11 protein-coding genes are annotated in these 17,073 nt (G+C 64.9%); 8 read left to right on the forward strand and 3 right to left on the reverse strand.

The genetic code is table 11. The features are described 5' to 3' along the window. Positions 1-152 precede the first annotated feature (152 nt). A complete protein-coding gene (locus tag ACJYUO_RS19465) occupies positions 153-1,316 on the reverse strand; it encodes an acyl-CoA dehydrogenase family protein (protein ID WP_494346997.1) in 1,164 nt (387 codons plus the stop codon). 270 nt (positions 1,317-1,586) lie between these two features. On the opposite strand from ACJYUO_RS19465, the gene ACJYUO_RS19470 reads away from it, so the two are divergent. The 4 genes from ACJYUO_RS19470 to ACJYUO_RS19485 all read left to right on the forward strand — a co-directional run bounded on the left by ACJYUO_RS19470 (position 1,587) and on the right by ACJYUO_RS19485 (position 7,816). After that, positions 1,587-2,666 carry a TAXI family TRAP transporter solute-binding subunit gene (locus tag ACJYUO_RS19470; RefSeq protein WP_494346998.1) on the forward strand — a complete coding sequence of 360 codons (1,080 nt, stop codon included), beginning with the start codon at positions 1,587-1,589 and terminating at the stop codon, positions 2,664-2,666. 8 nt (positions 2,667-2,674) lie between these two features. Beyond that, entirely contained in the window at positions 2,675-4,864 is a 2,190-nt protein-coding gene (locus ACJYUO_RS19475; RefSeq protein WP_494346999.1) for a TRAP transporter permease, read from the forward strand. A gap of 109 nt (positions 4,865-4,973) precedes the next feature. Beyond that, entirely contained in the window at positions 4,974-6,548 is a 1,575-nt protein-coding gene (locus ACJYUO_RS19480; RefSeq protein WP_494347000.1) for a long-chain-fatty-acid--CoA ligase, read from the forward strand. Between the two features lie 128 nt (positions 6,549-6,676). Then, positions 6,677-7,816, forward strand: a complete 1,140-nt coding sequence (locus tag ACJYUO_RS19485; protein ID WP_494347001.1) for an acyl-CoA dehydrogenase family protein — start codon at positions 6,677-6,679, stop codon at positions 7,814-7,816. A 291-nt stretch (positions 7,817-8,107) separates the two neighbouring features. Here ACJYUO_RS19485 and ACJYUO_RS19490 read toward each other — a convergent pair whose 3' ends face one another. Further along, the gene (locus ACJYUO_RS19490) at positions 8,108-9,244 is read right to left on the reverse strand and encodes a thiolase family protein (RefSeq protein WP_494347002.1); all 1,137 of its coding nucleotides are present in this window, start codon (positions 9,242-9,244) and stop codon (positions 8,108-8,110) included. A gap of 484 nt (positions 9,245-9,728) precedes the next feature. Here ACJYUO_RS19490 and ACJYUO_RS19495 point away from each other — a divergent pair, with 484 nt between their 5' ends. The 3 genes from ACJYUO_RS19495 (at position 9,729) to ACJYUO_RS19505 (ending at position 14,506) form a co-directional block, all read left to right on the forward strand. Next, entirely contained in the window at positions 9,729-10,613 is an 885-nt protein-coding gene (locus ACJYUO_RS19495) for a 3-hydroxyacyl-CoA dehydrogenase family protein (RefSeq protein ID WP_494347003.1), read from the forward strand. Between the two features lie 255 nt (positions 10,614-10,868). Then, entirely contained in the window at positions 10,869-13,949 is a 3,081-nt protein-coding gene (locus tag ACJYUO_RS19500) for an FAD-linked oxidase C-terminal domain-containing protein (RefSeq protein WP_494347004.1), read from the forward strand. A 53-nt stretch (positions 13,950-14,002) separates the two neighbouring features. Then, positions 14,003-14,506, forward strand: coding sequence for a pyridoxamine 5'-phosphate oxidase family protein (locus tag ACJYUO_RS19505; RefSeq protein ID WP_494347005.1), 504 nt, complete (start codon positions 14,003-14,005; stop codon positions 14,504-14,506). Positions 14,507-14,529: 23 nt separating this feature from the next. Here the strand turns inward: ACJYUO_RS19505 and ahbB are convergent, their stop codons facing one another. After that, positions 14,530-15,609: a siroheme decarboxylase subunit beta gene (ahbB, locus tag ACJYUO_RS19510; RefSeq protein ID WP_494347006.1), complete on the reverse strand. Its 1,080-nt coding sequence runs from the start codon at positions 15,607-15,609 to the stop codon at positions 14,530-14,532. Positions 15,610-15,780: 171 nt separating this feature from the next. Between ahbB and ACJYUO_RS19515 the strand changes: the two genes are divergently transcribed. After that, complete coding sequence (locus ACJYUO_RS19515) at positions 15,781-16,848, forward strand: anthranilate phosphoribosyltransferase (protein WP_494347007.1); 1,068 nt, start codon at positions 15,781-15,783, stop codon at positions 16,846-16,848. Positions 16,849-17,073: the final 225 nt, after the last annotated feature.

A 17,073-nucleotide genomic window follows, 5' to 3' on the forward strand; every position in this document is an offset into this window, starting at 1 on the left:
AATACTGGGACGGAAACATCACTTGGTGGAACGGACGTTTCAAATCCGGACCGATGTCGGCGAGCGCGGGCCTCGAATCGATCCCCGAGCGGAAAACGCGAAGAGACGCAGAGAGAAGCCGAAAAGCGAAGACGAGCTGCCGGATCGCGTCGTTACTGGTAGGCCGGGATACCGGTGAACTCCTCGCCGAGGACGAGCGTATGGATGTCGTGGGTTCCCTCGTAGGTGTAGACCGTCTCGAGGTTGGCCATGTGCCGCATCGGCGAGTAGTCCGTCGTGATGCCGTTCCCGCCGAGCATCTCGCGGGCGATGCGGGACTGATCGCGCGCCATGCGGACGTTGTTTCGCTTCGACATCGAGACGTGCTGTGGCCGCATGTCGCCGCGTTCCTTGAGTTCGGCGAGGCGGTAGGCAAGCAGTTGGGCCAGCGTGATCTGGGTGCCCATCTCCGCGAGCTTGCGCTGTTGGAGCTGGAACCGGCCGATCGGACCGCCGAACTGGTCGCGGTCCGTCGCGTACTGTCGGGCCTCCTCGAAGCAGTCCCGGGCAGCGCCGACCGCGCCCCAGGCGATGCCGTAGCGGGCCTGCGTGAGACAGGACAACGGGCCCTTCATGCCCTCGACGCCCGGGAGGACGTTCTCCTCGGGCACGTGGACATCGTTCAGTCCGATTTCGCCCGTGATCGAGGCCCGCAGCGAAAGCTTGTCGTCGATCTTGTTGGTCGAGACGCCGTCGCGATCGGTCTCGACGAGGAATCCCCGAACGGGGTCGTCCTCAGTCGACTTGTCGCGCGCCCAGACGATGGCCACGTCGGCGATCGGCGAGTTCGTGATCCACGTCTTCGAGCCGTTCAGGACGTAACCGTCGCCGTCGCGCTCGGCGCGGGTCTCCATCGCCGACGGGTTCGAGCCGTGTTCGGGTTCGGTGAGACCGAAGCAACCGATCGCCTCGCCTCGCCCCATGTCCGGCAGCCACTCCTCTTTCTGCGCCTCGCTCCCGTAGGCGTGAATCGGGTACATCACCAGTGCGCCCTGGACGGACGCCATCGAGCGCAGTCCTGAGTCGCCCGCCTCGAGTTCCTGCATCAAGAGGCCGTAGGCCGTCTCCGAGACGTTCGGCGACCCGTAGCCCTCGAGGTTCGGCGCGTAGAAGCCGAGTTCACCCATCTTCGGGATGAGTTCTTTCGGGAACGTCCCGTTCTCGAAGTGGTCGCCGATATCGGGTTTGACGTGTTCGTCGACGAACTCCCGGGCGGTGTCCCGGATCATCCGCTCTTCCTGGTCGAGATCTTCCTCGAGCTGAACGAAATCCAGCATACGTCATACTTCGCCAAGGGCGCAATAGGCGTTGCGGTACGGAGTATCAAGCGCCGGATCTGCTCGTACTCCCGGCGTCGAGCCGTCGTTTCCGGCCCACAAAAGTGACGGACGGAGAGCTTCCACGCTTCTCGTCGATCGGAAATACCTCGCTGGCTTCCGGCGGAGACGGCGTCTCGGGGATCTCGATTCGAACGACAGTGCAGAGTCGACGACCGGTTTCGCGAGATAGCGGAAGGATTATAATAGCTAAGTATGAAGGAGTGTCCCATGGTAGAAAAGCGGACTTACATTTCCAAGGGTACGACTCGACGATCGCTCCTCGCGGCAACCGGCGTCGGCGCTGTGACTGCACTCGCCGGCTGTATCGGCGGCGAGTCGAGCGGCGATGGCGGCGGCGATCAAACCCTCGAGACCCTGTCGGACATCGGCGAGAGCACGCGGGTATCGCCGACGCCGAGCGGCTCCGGGACCGCCCCGGCGCTCGAACGCGCGCTCGGTCACGCCACTGACGGCTACGAGCGAGTGAGTACGAGCTACGGCGAACAGGGCAATGCGATCAACGAGAATCAGCTGGACGTCGGTGTCGGGACGATGATGAACTTCTCGATCGTCCCCAGTTGGCTGCAACAGACCGCGAGTACGGTCGACAACCTTCGCGTCCTCGACGTGAGCGACGAGACCGAACAGGCCTGGAACGACGACGACCGACTGCTGATCCAGCCGGCCGAGACGGGCCAGATCGATAACGTGGACGCCCCGGATGAGGTCCCCGCACCGACGTTCGCGTACAACTTCGTCTCCCGGGCCGACCTCGAGTACGACACGGTCTACACGTTCCTCGAGACCCTCCACGAGCAGAAACAGAGCCTGGCGGAGTATCACGGCCTGCTGGGGACGTACGAGGAAGACGACTTCTGGATGAAGAACATGTACGACGGCGTCCCATTCCACGACGCCGCGGCCGACTTCTACGAGGATATCGGCGTCTGGAGCGACGACTTCGAGCGCGCTGGCGGCAGTACGAGCGGCGGTGCGACCGGCGACACGGACGTCCGGATGCGGACGTCGACGTCGACGACGACGGCCTACGCCGCGAACCAGGGGATGGCAAGCGCCGTCAACGACGGGACCGACGACCTGTTCGTCGAGGCCCAGACGAGCGAGGGGACCGAGGCGAACCTCGGTGCGCTCGATCAGGAGGACGCTGAGATGGTGTACATCCAGAACTGGTCGGCACAGGAAGTTCAGAACGGTGCCGGTGCCTACAGCGAACTCGGCTTCGAGATGGCCCAGATCGTCCACTTCTACGACCTGCCGTGGTTCTTCATCGCCGACGGCGGTAACTAACGGAACCGATGTCCGGAACATATTCCGACCGCGACCGTCCCGAGACAGCCCTCGGGTTCGTCGTCTACGCGTTGGGGTTCTCCCTGACGTTGTACACCGTCGTGTATGCCGTGTCCCTCGTGGGAGGGTGGCCCCTCAGCGGGCTCGTCGCCGAACCCGGCTGGGTGAAGCGGGACAAGCTGTACATGATCATCTTCCTCGGACTCGGGCTCGGGCTGTATTACCTCGACTATGCCCGCAAGGAGTTCGCCGACGAGGGCGGCGAATTCGGTATCGACTCGGCAGCGGCCTCGTCGACCGCCGGGGAAGCCGCCGAGAGCGCGCTCGCTCGAGCGCGACGCGCGTGGTCGAAGGTCGACCCCTACGTCGCGCTCGCGTTCGCCCTCGCAGCGCTGCTCACGATGTACTACGTCTACACGAACTTCACCCGACTCGACGGTGATGCGTACATCCTCGGCTACACTACCACCGACCACGTCGTCGGCGTGGTACTGATCGCGCTGGCAGTCGATACGACCCGCCGAGCGTTCGGGACATCGATCGCAGCCGTCGCAGTCGCGGCGATCGCGTACGCCCACACCGTGGTCGGCCCGCGCCTGTTCGGCGTCTTCGAGCACTCGGGGCAGAGCTGGGAGCAGATCGCCGAGAACGGCGCGATCGGGCTCAGCGGCGTCTACGACGGCACGATGATGGGGATCGGCTCGACGTGGGTCGCGATCTTCATCATGTTCGCCGGGATCGCAAAGGCGTTCGGGCTGATGGATTTCGTCCGCGATATCGGGAAGGAACTCGGACGGAGCCTCCGGACCGGCGTCGTCCAGATCGCCGTCATCTCGAGCATGATCATGGGCTCGATCACCGGCAGCGCGGCGGCCAACACCGCGACGACCGGCAGTTTCACTATCCCGATGATCAAAGACCAGGGTGTTGACAGCGATGTCGCCGCCTCGATCGAGGCGGTCGCCTCCGCGGGCGGCCAGATGCTGCCCCCGGTGATGGGCGTCGCGGCGTTCTTGATGGCAGACATCATTCAGGTCCCGTATCTGGACATCGTGCAGGCGGGCGTCATTCCGGCGGCGCTGTTCTACTTCAGCGTCTGTCTCGCCGTCCATTTCACGATCCTGAAGTTCGGCTGGATCTCGAACAACCTTACGTCGTTCAGGTGGCGGCTCCTCCTCACGGGGGTCCACTTCGCAGTGCCGATGGCCGTCCTCCTGTACACGCTCGTCTACCTACGGTACACGCCGCTGTCGGCGGGGATGAACACCATCTTCGCGATCATCGCTGTAATGTTCCTCCGGAACTTCGTCGTCGGCGTCTTCGACATCGGCTCCGACGAGGTCACGGCCGAGGTCCTCTGGTGGAAGATTCGCGGCGACGATCCGCTCTCGAACCTCCTCGCGACGGTCAAGCAGACCGCCGACGGGTTCAAGCAAGGCGGCGTCGACATGGCACCGCTGGTCGGCGTCCTCGCGGCAATGGGCGTGATCGTCGAACTGCTCGAGGGGACGGGGCTGACGGCCCGCGTCGCGACATCGATCGTCAGTCTCGGGGACGTGAGCATCCTCGGACTGGGCGGCGGCCTGTTCGTCGTATTGTTCCTCGCGATGATCGCCAGCATCCTGTTCGGGCTGGGGATGCCGACGCCGGCGGCGTACATCCTCGTGGCAATTCTGGTCGCGAGGCCGATCACCGAACTGGGAACCCCCGATATCGCGACGCACATGTTCGTGTTCTACTTCGCGATGCTGTCGGCGATCACGCCACCGGTCGCGATTTCGGTCGCGATCGGAGCGCGCATCGCGGACGCGAGCTTCCTCCAGTCGTGTAAGCAGGCGCTCCGACTCGGCGCGCCCGGGTTCGTCATCCCCTACGCGTTCATCGCGAACGACAGCCTCATCTACTGGTCGAGCGAGACACTGATCGCGTTCCCCGTCGTCCTGGCGGGTACCGTCGGCCTGATCGTCGCGACGATCGGCTTCGACGGGTCTCGAGACCTCTCGGCACCGGTCCGTGGCCTCTACATCGCCGCTGCGTTCTGTGCGATGTTCGGATCGCTCGTCCACGTTGCGGTCCAGATCACCGCCGCAGCCGCCATCATCGGCGTGTTGCTCCACGCCCGCTTCGTCATCGGCTACGAACTGCCGACCAAAGGGGGTTCGGAGTCCGATATCGAGACGTCGTCGACCACCGACTGATCGCGAGCCTTTTCGCCGGACCGGCCGACCCGTTTTCTCGAACAACCGAAATAAATCGGAACGATGAGTAACAATCCTTTTGTGGGTCTCAGACGACCATACACAAGGTATGACAAATCTCGTGCGGGATGTCGGCGAGACGGTCGATGCGAACCCGGATTCGGCTGCGATCGCCTACGATGGCGCGGAACTGAGCTACGAAGAGTTCTGGACACAAGCCGGACAATTCGCGCAGGCACTCGAGGACCACGGCATCGGCGAGGGCGACCGCGTCGGAATCTACCTGCCGAACCTGCCACAGTTCGTGACGGCCTTCTACGGCACCCTGCGTGCCGGCGGGATCATCGTCCCGATGAACCCCCAGTACAAGGCTCGCGAGATCCGTCACATGCTCGGCGACAGCGGGGCAAAAGCCGTCGTCGCGCTGGCCGACCTGGTGCCGAACGTCCTCGAGGTACAGGACGACACCGACGTCGAGCAGGTCGTCAGCGTGGGCGCGGACGCCGACGGCGCAACGGCGTTCGACGAGTTCCTCGCGGATGACACCAAAGAGACCGTCGACCGCGCGGACGACGACGTCGCGGTCCAGCCCTACACGTCGGGGACGACCGGCACGCCGAAGGGTGTCCTGTTAACCCACCACAACCTCGCCTTTACCACGCGGGCCAACGCGAGTGTGCCACCGGGCGGCTTTCAGGCCTCCGACCGCCTCATCGGCACGCTCCCGCTGTTCCACATCTACGGCATGTCCGTCGTGATGAACGGCGCGATGTACAGCGGCGGCACCTACTACCCCGTCCCCAAATGGGATGCCCCGACAGTGATGGACCAACTCGAGGACGACGACATCACGATCATGTTCGCCGTCCCCGCGATGTTCAACGACATGATCAACCAGCCCGACGCCGAGAGCTACGAGTTCGAGGCCCTGCGATTCGCCAACTCCGGCGGCTCGAGCCTGCCCCTCGAGGTCTTAAATCGGTTCGAATCGCTCTGGGGCGTCCAACTCAATGAGGGCTACGGCCTGACAGAGACGAGTCCGGTCACCCACGCCAACACGAACGACGCCCGCCGGAAGGGCAGCATCGGCCGCCCCCTCGAGGGCGTCGAGGCGAAGATCGTCGATGAAGAGTTCAACGAAGTCCCGCGCGTCGAGGCGGGACCGGTCGACGAGGAGGAGGCGGCGATCCACGAAATCACGGGTGAACTCGTCATCCACGGGCCGAACGTGATGAAAGAGTACTACGGCCTGCCCGAGGCCAACGAGGAGGCCTTTACGTACGAGGACGGCAAGCGCTGGTTCCACACCGGCGACATCGGCTACTGGGACGAGGATAACTTCTTCTACGTCGTCGACCGGGAGAAGCACATGATCGTTACGGGCGGGTACAACGTCTACCCGCGCGAGGTCGAAGAGTTGCTCTTCGAGCACGAGGACGTCGCCGACGCCGCCGTCGTCGGGGTGCCGGACGAGCGCCGCGGCGAGACCGTCAAAGCGTTCGTCGTAACTACGCCCGACGCCGAGGCGACGCCCGAAGACATCAAGCAGTACTGCCTGACCAACCTTGCGGAGTACAAACACCCCCGCGAGGTCGAGTTCGTTCGGGAACTCCCGCGGACGACGACGGGGAAGGTCCAGAAGTTCGAACTTCGCGGCGACGACGCCGACGACATCGGCGAGTAATCGCGAGCCCGCTCGGCCTCCCGCGATCCGCTCGCTTCCGTACTCGAGAGCCGTTCGACGGTATATTAACAAAAACAAATTTCGAGCATATCCGAAGCTACTTTGTAAGACGACACCAAGCGAACGATATGGCATTCCAGCTGTCAGCCGAGCACGAGGCGATCCGTGAGGCCGTCCGCGAGTTCGGTGAAAACGAGATGGTTCCGGTCGCCGAGGAACACGACCGGGAGCACAAGTATCCCGAGGACCTGCGCAGAAAGGCCGCCGAGTACGACTTCGTTGCACCGAACATCCCGCTCGAGTACGACGGGGCCGGGATGGACAAGATCTCCTCGACGATCGTCACCGAGGAACTCTGGCGCGCTGACCCCGGAATCGGGTCTGCCGTCGGCTCCGCCGGCTTCGGAACGGATATGATCATCGAGTTCGGCGACGAGTGGATGAAAGAGGAGTGGCTGCCCAAAATCGCCAACGGCGAGACCGCCTCCTGTTCGATGATCTCCGAGCCCGCCCACGGCTCGAACGTCGCCGGCATCGAGACGGTCGCCGAGAAGGACGGCGACGAGTACGTCCTCAACGGCAACAAGATGTGGATCACCAACGGGACCGTCGCCGACGTCGGCGTCTGTATGGCCAAGACCAGCCCCGGCGAGGGCCACAAGGGCATCACCGCCTTCCTCGTCGAGATGGACCGCGACGGCGTCTCGACCGACAAGATCACGAACAAACTCGGCATCCGCGCCTCCGACCTCGCCGAGGTCGTCATCGACGACGTTCGCATTCCCGAGGACAACGTCATCGGAGAAGTCGACAAGGGCTTCTACCAGCTGATGGAGTTCTTCGCTTCCGGCCGCACCAGCGTCGCCGCACAGGCCGTCGGTGCCGCACAGGGCGCACTCGACGCCGCTATCGAGTACGCCAACCAGCGCGAGCAGTTCGACCAGAAGATCTCGGAGTTCCAGGCCATCCAGCACAAGATCGCCGAGATGGCCACCAAGGTCGAGGCCGCCCGCTCGCTGACCTACCGCGCCGCGACCCAGGTCGAGCAGGACAACCAGGACGTCGCCGCGCAGTACTCGAGCATGGCGAAGTACTTCGCAAGCGAGATTTCGGTCGAAGTCGCCGACGAGGGCATTCAGGTCCACGGCGGCTCGGGCTATGTTACCGACTACCCCGCCGAGCGCTACTACCGCGACGCCCGCATCACGAAGATCTACGAGGGCACCAGCGAGATCCAGAAGAACATCATCGCCGACCAGATCCTCTGATCAGGTACGCCGCGGCGGAGATCGATATTTGTTCTGCCGTTTTCGCGGTTCTTTCCGATTTAATTCATACTTTCGAGACGAGTTTCAGGAAGAGATATCGCCTCGAGTCAGACATCTATCGATCGCGAATCCAAACCAAAGCCGAGCGTTACTCGAGACGCGAACAGAGCGTTACTCGTCTACTGCTCCGGGACGCGGAGTTCGACGGCCGCACCCTGGCGCATCCACCTTTTGTCTCGGCTGACGCGTCGTCCTCGCAAAATCTGGACCAAAAAGCCTAGACGATCTGTCTTAGTTGACGGTAAATTCGATCGCTGCACCCTGCCCGTAACCAACACACATCGTCGAAAGCCCGAGGCCGCCGCCCCGGCGCTGTAGTTCGTGGATCAGCGTCACCGGCAGACGAGAGCCCGATGCCCCCAGCGGGTGGCCGATGGCGATCGCGCCGCCGTTGACGTTGAACCGATCGTCGTCGAAGCCGAGTTCGTCCCGGCAGTAGATCGTCTGGCTGGCGAAGGCCTCGTTGAGTTCCACGAGGTCGTAGTCGGCGGCGTTGCGACCGTTTCGCTCCCAGATGCCCCGCACCGCCGGCACCGGACCGATCCCCATCACCGTGGGGTCGACGCCGGCGACGTTGTGGTCCTCGATTTCGGCCATGATCTCGAGGCCTTGCTCCGCGGCGAATTCGCGGCTCGTGATTAGGACGCCCGCAGCGCCGTCGGAGACCTGCGAGGCGTTGGCTGCGGTGACGGTGCCGCCCTCCTCGAACGCAGGCGGGAGGCCCGCGATCTTCTCCGCGGTCGTGCCGGGCCGAAGCCCCTCGTCCTCGGTGATCGTGCCGTCCTCGGTTTCGATCGGGACGATCTCTTCGTCGAATTTTCCCGCTTCGGTGGCCTCGCAGGCGCGCTGCTGGCTCCGGGCCCCGTACTCGTCTTGGGCCTCGCGGGAGATGTCGTACGCTTCGGCAACTTTCTCGGCGGTCTGGCCCATCGCGAGGCCGGCCGCGTCGTACTGCTCGGCGATGCCCGCGTAGGCGTCGATCCCCTTTCGGCGCTCGTTGCGGGACATGTTCTCGACGCCGCCGGCGACGATGACCTCGCGCTGGCCCGCTCGAATGGCGTCGCTCGCGCTCATGATCGCCTCGGCCGAGGAGGCACAGAGCCGGTCGATCGTGGTGCCGGGGACGGTTTCGCCGAGATCCGACAGGAGGGCGATCACCCGGGCGATGTTGTTGCTCTGCTCGTTGACCTGCTTCGCACAGCCCCAGCGGATGTCGTCGACGGCCTCGCCATCGAGGCCGGTTCGCTCGAGCATCGCGTCGACGAGCGGGACCGACAGTTCCTCGCTGCCGGTCTCGGCGAAGACGCCGCCGTGTTTTCCCTGCGGAGTTCGGACTGCCTGGACGATAACTGGCTGGCGATCGCTCATTGGTACTGAGTGACTCGCGTTCCTGAACTAAAGTAGCTCCGTTCTCCGTTATTCGATAGTTGGGTCACCGGGACGAGCATTCTGCCGTCGTAAACAGACAGGTGCCACCGTCACGGGTAGAAAATATAGTAGCCACTGAAACGATTTACACACTGATCGCGATGCTGTCGTGCGATCAGGTGTGCACTGACTTTCAGTGGCTACTATAGGTATCCAGAAAGTCCCGCCCGACACGGTACCACGTCCTCCCCAACCGACTGCGGTCCTCGCTCCCCGGCTCGCGGCGTTGCCGCTCGCCTTTTCACGGCGCGAAGCGCCGCGCTTTCGGTCGCTGTTGACCTCATCCCTCGCACGGCGTCGTCGATCAGCCGTCGCTGTCGCTCGGGCGTGATCGACAGCGCGCGCCGAGAGATTCAGAAGGGTTCGGATCCGGAAGTTCCGTCGAAAGGGAACGCTTTTGATCGTTTCCACAGAGGGTTCGCACATGCAAATCGCAGTCCTCGGAGCCGGGAGTATGGGGCACGGAATCGCACAGGTTTCCGCGATGGCGGGCCACGACGTCGTCCTGCGGGACATCGAGGAAGAGTTCGTCGAGGATGGCCTCGAGGGGATCCGCAAGAACCTCCAAGGGGGCGTCGATCGGGACAAACTCAGCGAGGCCGAGATGGAAGACACGGTAGAGCGCATCGAGGGGACGACGGACCTCGAGGCGGCGGTCGAAGACGCCGAACTGGTCGTCGAGGCCGTTCCGGAGGACATGGACCTCAAGCAGGACGTGTTCGCGGATATCGAAGCCGCCGCGAGCGAGGACACCGTGATCGCCTCGAACACCTCCTCGCTGTCGGTGACCGAGATGGCGAGCGTCCTCGAGCATCCCGAGCGGGCGGTGGGACTACACTTTTTCAACCCGCCCCACATCATGGATCTCGTCGAGATCGTCATCGCCGAGCAGACCGACGACCGCACGGAGGAGTTCGCCGTCGACTACGTCCGGGGCATCGAGAAAGAGGACGTGGTCGTCCGCGATACGGCCGGTTTCGCCACCTCGAGGCTCGGGCTCGCGCTCGGCCTCGAGGCGATCCGGATGGTCGAGCAGGGCGTCGCGAGTCCGGCCGATATCGACGAGGGGATGGAGATCGGCTACGGCCATCCGATGGGGCCCCTCGAGTTGACCGACCACGTCGGGCTGGACGTACGCCTGCACATCGCCGAGTACCTCCGCGAGGAGTTGGGCGAGCGGTTCAAGCCGCCCCAGTCCTTGCGCCGGAAGGTTCGAGCGGGTAACCTCGGCAAAAAGACCGGCGAGGGCTACTACGTCTGGGAGGACGGCGAACGCGTCGGAATGAGCGGCGACTGGGACAACGAGTAGCCCGACCCCTACTAGTTAGGCGCGGCGCTTGTTTTGATTCCGCCCGTCCATTCGAATACCGTCCGAACGACCGGACGGCGGCCCCGGGGGCGCACGTGGGAAAACGACGGGGCCACTTTTCGATCAGGTCACCGACCGCAGTACGGAACTCGCGTTCCGGCCGGGCGCGGTTCTCGAACCGCGACTGGCCGTTCATTACGGGTACCTACCTCACTAATGCGGATGCTTTTAGCCGCCCGTGAGTAAGGCTCTCGTATGGCACTGGAGCCGAGCGCCGACCCGGCCGCCGACCGGCGAGCGAACTACGACTACCGGAGCGACGACGTCGATCGCCCGGCGCTGGTCGCGGACCTCGAGGAACTCGTCGACTGCGAGGTCCGCGCGGACTCCTACTCTCGCGAGCTGTACGCGACTGACGCAAGCCCCTACGAGCTGACGCCGATCGCCGTCGCCTTTCCCGAGTCGACGGCCGACGTGTCCGGAATTCTCGAGTACTGCGCCGAGCGGGAGATTCCCGTTCTCCCGCGTGGCGGCGGGACGAGTCTCGCCGGGCAGACGGTCAACCGGGCCGTCGTACTGGACTTTACGCGGTACATGAACGAGATCCGTGAGATCGACCCCGAGGGCCGCACGGCGACGGTCCAGCCCGGGACGATCCTCGGGACGCTGAACGAGGCGCTGGCAGCCCACGACCTCAAGTTCGCCCCCGACCCCGCGTGGGGCGACAAGAGCGCCATCGGCGGCGCGATCGGCAACAACTCGACCGGCTCGCACTCGCTGCAGTACGGGAAAACGGACGCCTACATCGAGGAGGCCGAAGCCGTCCTCGCCGACGGCACCGTCACCCGGTTTGGCGAGGTGACCGTCGAGGAGATCAGTGAGCGGGCCGACCCCGACGGCGATCTGGAGGGGCGGATCTACGCCGAAGTCGAGCGGATTCTCGAGGAAGACGCGGATCGCATCGCGGAGACGTACCCCGACCTCAAGCGCAACGTGTCGGGGTACAACCTCGATCGGCTCGTCGCGGAGGCCCGGGGTGAGGATCTCCCGGGCGGCGAAGAGACTGGCGACCCGGGCACGGTCAACCTCGCTCGGCTGCTGGCCGGCAGCGAGGGGACCTTAGCAGTCGTCACCGAGGCGACCGTGTCGCTCGAGCCGATCCCCGAAACGAAGGCCGTCTCCCTGCTCTGTTATCCCGACCTCCACGAGGCAATGCGAGACATCGAGCCGATCCTTGCACACGACCCCGCCGCCGTCGAGGTGTTAGATGACGTGCTGATCGATCTGGCCCGTGACACCGCGGAGTTCGGCCCCGTCACCGAGATGCTTCCGGAGGGTACCAACGCCGTCCTCCTCGTGGAGTTCTACGCCGAAGACGACGAGCACGGGAAAGAGCAGGTCGCCGGCCTGCTGGCCGATCGCGTGCCGTCGGCGTCGCCGACGGCTGAACCGGCCGCCGACGCGCCACGCAGCGATAGCGACCCGCTCGCAATCGAGGCCCTCGAGGCCTACGACGACGCCGAGCGCGCGAAACTGTGGAAGCTCCGCAAGTCCGGGCTCCCAATCTTGCTCTCGCGGACGACCGACGAGAAACACATCTCCTTCATCGAAGACACCGCGATTCCGCCGGCGCGGCTCCCCGAGTTCGTCGAGCGATTCGAAGAGATCCTCGAGACCCATGGCACCTACGCGAGTTTCTACGCCCACGCCGGTCCCGGCGTGCTCCACGTCCGACCGCTCGTGAACACGAAGACCGATATCGGTCTCGAGCAACTACACGGAATCGCGGACGACGTGACGGACCTCGTGGTCGAATTAGGGGGGTCGGTTTCGGGCGAGCACGGGGACGGCCGCGCCCGAACCCAGTGGAACCACAAACTCTACGGCGACGATCTCTGGGAGACCTTTCAGGACCTCAAGACGGCGTTCGATCCCGACTGGCTCCTGAACCCCGGACAGGTCGTCTTCCGCGAGGACGACCCGACGGACCTGCGCGAGCACCTGCGATTCGACCCCGACTACGAGTTCGAGGCCGGCTTCGAGCCCGCCCTCGAGTGGGACAACGACAACGGCATGCAGGGGATGGTCGAACTCTGCCACGGCTGTGGCGGCTGTCGCGGCGAGCAGGAGACCACGGGTGGCGTAATGTGTCCGACCTATCGGGCGAGTCGGGAAGAGATCACGGCGACCCGCGGCCGGGCGAACGCGCTCCGGCAGGCCATGAGCGGCGGTTTGGATCCGGACGAGGCCGTCTCCGACGAGTTCGTCGAGGAGGTGATGGGGCTCTGTATCGGCTGTAAGGGCTGTGCCATCGACTGTCCGAGCGAAGTCGACATGGCGAAGCTCAAGGCCGAGGTGACCCATGAGTACCACCAGCGAAACGGCGCAACGCTGCGGGACCGGCTCTTTGCCAACGTCGCGACGCTCTCGAAGGTCGGGAGCCAACTCGCCCCCCTGTCGAACGCCCTGCCGAAGCTGCCGGGCGCGCGCAAGGCCCTCGAGGTCGCCGTCGGAATCGATTCCGATCGGTCGCTGCCGACCTTCCGCGCGAAAACGTTCCGCGATTGGTTTCACGAACGCGGCGGCGCGAGAATCAGCGAGCGCGAGGCCGACCGCACGGCCGTCCTCTATCCCGACACGTACACGAACTACAGCCACCCAGAAGCTGGGAAGGCGGCGGTTCGGGTGCTCGAGGCCGCCGGCGTCCACGTCGCGGTGCCCGACGACCTCGGCGATACCGGCCGGCCGGCGTTCTCCAAGGGCTTTCTCGAGAAGGCCGAAGACGCGGCCCGCGAGAACGTCACCGCGCTCGCGCCGCGGGTCGCCGACGGCTGGGACGTGGTCGTCATCGAGCCCTCCGACGCGGTCATGTTTCAAGGCGACTACCTCGACCTGCTCTCCTCGGAGGCGGCCGAGACGCTCGCCGGCGCGACCTACGGCGTCTGCGAGTATATCGACACCTTCCGACTGGACGAGGAAATCGCGTTCGACGCCGGTTCGGTGACGCGGGACCTCGTCTATCACGGCCACTGCCACCAGAAGTCGGTCGCGAAGGACCACCACGCCGTCGGCGTGCTCCGGCGGGCCGGCTACGCCGTCGACCCGCTCGATTCCGGCTGCTGTGGGATGGCTGGCAGTTTCGGCTACGAGTCCGAGCACGCCTCGATGAGCGACGCCATCGCCTCGATCCTCTACGAGCAGGTCGACGAGAGCGCGGGCGACCGCGTCGTCGCCCCCGGTGCCTCCTGTCGTACCCAACTCGAGAACCGGCCGGGCGCGTCCGAGGAACCGCCGACGCCGATCGAAGTCGTCGCCGAAGCCCTCGAGCGCCGGTAGCCGACCGGTATTTCGGCGGATCGCTTATCGCCACTCGAGGCCTCAGTACCCGTATGACGACGGACGAACGGGATATCGAACGCGAAGCCCAACGCGGGCGGCCGGAGACGGAAGCGAGCTACGGGATTCCCGAGGACGTAGATGGCACGCTCCCGTGGGCGTTCGTGGCGGACCGACTGGAGGATGCGCGGAATTACTGGGTGACGACGATCAAGCCTGACGGCAGTCCCCACGTCCGCCCGACGTGGGGCGTCTGGGTCGACGGCACGTTCCACTGCGGGGGCGGCGAGGAAACGCGGTGGGTTCGGAACCTCGCGACGAATTCCGACATCGTGGTCCACAGTGAGAGCGCGACAGAAGTGGTCATCCTCGAGGGCCGAGCGGAACGGATCGATAGCGAAACCGCCAGATCGGACCTGCTCGAGGCGTTGGACGCGGCCTACGAGAACAAGTACGACACCCCACACGGGACGCCGTTTTTCGCCGTGCGACCGTCGGTCGTCTTCGCGTGGAGCGAGTTTCCGACGGACGCGACGCGGTGGACGTTCGGCGGCTAACGGCCGGATCGACGCGACCGGGATTAGAGACCGACCAGATCGTCGTAGCGCGCGCCGGTCTGTTTCAGCGTCTCGGTCGAGTAGAGTCGCTCGTGCTCGACGGGGAGGTAGTCGGCGGCGAGTTCGTCGATCTTCGCATCAACGGCCTCGGGATCGCGCCCGTGGATCATCGTGAACAGGTTGTACTGCCAGTCCTGCTCGGGTCTGCGGGGGCGGTGATAACAGAGCGTGACGTAGGGAAGTCCGCCCGCGCGCTCGCCCCACTCGTCGAGGGAGTCGTCGGGCACGTTCCAGACGACCATGCAGTTGGCGTCGAAGCCCGTCACGACGTGGTTGACCACGCAGCCGATCCGCTTGATACAGCCCGTCTCCCGGAGTCGTTCGAGCGACTCGAGGACGTCCTCGACCGCGTAGCCGACGTTTGCGGCGATGTCGCGGTAGGGGGTCGCCGACAGCGGGAACCCGTTTTGAATCTCGAGGAGCAACTCGGCCTCGAGCGCGGAGAGGTCGCCCGTCGCCGCCTCGCTGATCCGGGTCGCCGAGGAGTCGGTGCGAGCCTCGAGCGAGTCGTGGCTCGCGGTTGCACCGTCTACTGGTTCTGCGCTCTCCCGCGCGAAACGGTCGCCGTTGACGACGGGAAACTCGAGGTCGATGTAGTAGTCGGTTAGCATCGGCAAGTTGAGTACCGAACAGCCGGTGCGGTCCTCGATCTCGGCGAGAATTTCGTCTCGAGCGTCCCGCGAGCCGGCGGTGACGACGAACCACATGTTCCACTCGTGGTCGCGGGCGTAGTTGTGGTTGACCTGCCGGTAGTCGTTGATGACGGCCGCGATCTCGTCGAAGCGGTCCGCGGGGGCTCGGACCGCGGCGAGGGTCGACGAGCCGATGACGGGCGGGTTGAGGACGGCACCGAATCGGCGGACGATTCCCGATTCCCGGAGGGCACGAACGTGATCGACCGCCGCCGACTCGTCGATGCCGAGCTCGGCGGCGACGCGGCGGAACGGGCGCTCGGCGATCGGGAAGCCGCTCTGATAGCCGTCGATCAGCGCCGCGTCCACGTCGTCGATGGCCTCGCGCCAGTTCCCCGACAGAGTGCTCATTAGTGGCCCTAGGGAGAAGGCCACCGTATCGTTTTCGGGTCGTCCCGGGCGCCGGGAGGTCGGTTGGGTTTCCGGCAGTCCACGCTGTTGGCGATGAAAAACCCATTATTCGACGGGGGAGCGAGTACCGGAAACGGGGGATTTTTGCGCCGTCCGTCCCAACGAGTGCACATGGCGCAGGCAACACAGGAGTTCGGCGACTGGCCGCTGAAACGACTGATGACGGAAGTGGTCGGTTCCGGCCCCAAATCGGCCGACGACATGGACCGCGAGCAGGCCCGCGAGGCGTTCCAGCGGATCCTGGCCGGCGAGCCAGACGAGACCACGCTGGGCGCGTTCTGGCTGGCCAACCGCTGGAAGCGAAACAACCCCGAGGAGCTGGCGGCCTACACCGACGTGATGTGCGAGGAGTCGGTCGTCACCGCCGAGCCCGACGCCGACCCGGTCGACTGCGGGGCGAACTACGACGGCAAGGACGCCTCCGCCATCCTCGGCGTCGGTGCCGGCGTCGTCGCCGCCGCCGCGGGCACGCCGGTCGTCGTCCACTCCGGCGATCGCGTTCCCTCCCAGAAGGCGACCCCGTACAAACACGTCCTCGACGAACTCGGCGTCAGGACCGAACTCGAGCCAGCTGAAAGCGCCGACATGGTCGACGGGACCGGCTTCGGCTTCTACTATCAGCCCGCGTTCAACCCGGGGATCGACGACCTGTGGGAGCGACGCGATGAAATGGGCGTCCGAACCTTCGTCAACACCATCGAGACGATCGCCAACCCCGCGAACGCCGACGTCCACCTCGGCTCGTTCTACCACCTCGCGTTCGCGAAGAAGCTGACGGACACGCTCAGAGAGAGCGACCGCCTCGAGTACTCCCGTGCGATCTTCTTCCAGGGTATGGAGGGCTACGACGACATCCGCCCCGGCTACACGAAAGTCGCCGAGTGGGACGAAAGCGAGGCCCTCGAGGACTACGAGATCGAGACCGCCGAGTACGCCATGGACATGGAACGCGAGGATCTCGCCGTCGACGATATCGCGGCCGACTCCGCGACGATCACGACGGAGGTACTCGCCGGCGACCGCGAAGACCACTTCGCCGACGCCATCGCGCTCAACGGCGCGTTCCGGATGTACGCCCGCCAAGACGTCGAGAGCTTAGAGGAGGGCCTCGAACGGGCCCGCGAGGTCATCGCGGACGGCAGCGCGCACGCGGTACTCGAGGAGCTACAGGCGTTCTGATCGGCCGGGTCGTCTCGCCTCGATCCTCGAACCCGCGCTGTACACTGGCCACCGATCGGAGCCGGTATCAATCATAAAGACGACTATCCTGCGGGTCTGTCAATTACAGAGGAGACACGGAGCTGGTTTCGACATTCCAGACCCCGTAGAAGACCGCATCCGTCCCTGTTACAGCTATTATGGGATCACGACTCGAGAGTTAACCGAAGAGCGCCAGCACGGAGT

It is taken from the genome of Natrinema sp. CRL1, assembly GCF_059162405.1.